Annotated in this window: 1 tRNA gene and 2 rRNA genes; all 3 read left to right on the forward strand. The window is 54.5% G+C overall.

What is annotated here, in order from left to right:
• Positions 1 to 1,450, forward strand: a 16S ribosomal RNA gene (locus JS46_RS22605); the annotation flags it as partial.
• 92 nt (positions 1,451 to 1,542) lie between these two features.
• Positions 1,543 to 1,617, forward strand: a tRNA-Glu gene (locus JS46_RS22610).
• A 211-nt stretch (positions 1,618 to 1,828) separates the two neighbouring features.
• Positions 1,829 to 2,055 (forward strand): 23S ribosomal RNA (locus JS46_RS22615); the annotation flags it as partial.

A 2,055-nucleotide genomic window follows, 5' to 3' on the forward strand; every position in this document is an offset into this window, starting at 1 on the left:
GGGTGGCGAGTGGCGGACGGGTGAGTAATGTCTGGGAAACTGCCCGATGGAGGGGGATAACTACTGGAAACGGTAGCTAATACCGCATAACGTCGCAAGACCAAAGTGGGGGACCTTCGGGCCTCACACCATCGGATGTGCCCAGATGGGATTAGCTAGTAGGTGGGGTAACGGCTCACCTAGGCGACGATCCCTAGCTGGTCTGAGAGGATGACCAGCCACACTGGAACTGAGACACGGTCCAGACTCCTACGGGAGGCAGCAGTGGGGAATATTGCACAATGGGCGCAAGCCTGATGCAGCCATGCCGCGTGTATGAAGAAGGCCTTCGGGTTGTAAAGTACTTTCAGCGGGGAGGAAGGCGACGCGGTTAATAACCGGGTCGATTGACGTTACCCGCAGAAGAAGCACCGGCTAACTCCGTGCCAGCAGCCGCGGTAATACGGAGGGTGCAAGCGTTAATCGGAATTACTGGGCGTAAAGCGCACGCAGGCGGTCTGTCAAGTCGGATGTGAAATCCCCGGGCTTAACCTGGGAACTGCATTCGAAACTGGCAGGCTAGAGTCTTGTAGAGGGGGGTAGAATTCCAGGTGTAGCGGTGAAATGCGTAGAGATCTGGAGGAATACCGGTGGCGAAGGCGGCCCCCTGGACAAAGACTGACGCTCAGGTGCGAAAGCGTGGGGAGCAAACAGGATTAGATACCCTGGTAGTCCACGCCGTAAACGATGTCGACTTGGAGGCTGTTCCCCTGAGGAGTGGCTTCCGGAGCTAACGCGTTAAGTCGACCGCCTGGGGAGTACGGCCGCAAGGTTAAAACTCAAATGAATTGACGGGGGCCCGCACAAGCGGTGGAGCATGTGGTTTAATTCGATGCAACGCGAAGAACCTTACCTACTCTTGACATCCAGAGAACTTGCCAGAGATGGCTTGGTGCCTTCGGGAACTCTGAGACAGGTGCTGCATGGCTGTCGTCAGCTCGTGTTGTGAAATGTTGGGTTAAGTCCCGCAACGAGCGCAACCCTTATCCTTTGTTGCCAGCGATTCGGTCGGGAACTCAAAGGAGACTGCCGGTGATAAACCGGAGGAAGGTGGGGATGACGTCAAGTCATCATGGCCCTTACGAGTAGGGCTACACACGTGCTACAATGGCGCATACAAAGAGAAGCGACCTCGCGAGAGCAAGCGGACCTCATAAAGTGCGTCGTAGTCCGGATCGGAGTCTGCAACTCGACTCCGTGAAGTCGGAATCGCTAGTAATCGTGGATCAGAATGCCACGGTGAATACGTTCCCGGGCCTTGTACACACCGCCCGTCACACCATGGGAGTGGGTTGCAAAAGAAGTAGGTAGCTTAACCTTCGGGAGGGCGCTTACCACTTTGTGATTCATGACTGGGGTGAAGTCGTAACAAGGTAACCGTAGGGGAACCTGCGGTTGGATCACCTCCTTACCTGAAGATACTGCCTTCGAAGTGCTCACACAGATTGTCTGATAGAAAAGTAAAGAAGCAAGACGGCTGCGAAGTCGTGACGCATTTTTTGTGTCCCCTTCGTCTAGCGGTTAGGACTCCGCCCTTTCACGGCGGCAACAGGGGTTCGAATCCCCTAGGGGACGCCACTTGCTTGGTGACAGGTGAAAGGTGTCTCCACGAAGTATCTCAAAACTGGCCTCAGGGTCACGTTTGAGATATTGCTCTTTAACAATCCGGAACAAGCTGAAAATTGAAACGACGCGTTGCGTTATTCCCCCGTAACAGGGAATAAAGGCAGCGCGTTCGAGTCTCTCAATAATCACATCCGCGACGTCGCAAGACGCCTGTGGGTTGTGAGGTTAAGCGACTAAGCGTACACGGTGGATGCCCTGGCAGTCAGAGGCGATGAAGGACGTGCTAATCTGCGAAAAGCGCCGGCAAGGTGATATGAACCGCTACAGCCGGCGATGTCCGAATGGGGAAACCCAGTGTGTTTCGACACACTATCGCAACATGAATACATAGTGTTGCGAGGCGAACCGGGGGAACTGAAACATCTAAGTACCCCGAGGAAAAGAAATCAA

It is taken from the genome of Pantoea sp. NGS-ED-1003, assembly GCF_000738765.1.
GTDB lineage: Bacteria > Pseudomonadota > Gammaproteobacteria > Enterobacterales > Enterobacteriaceae > Pantoea > Pantoea septica.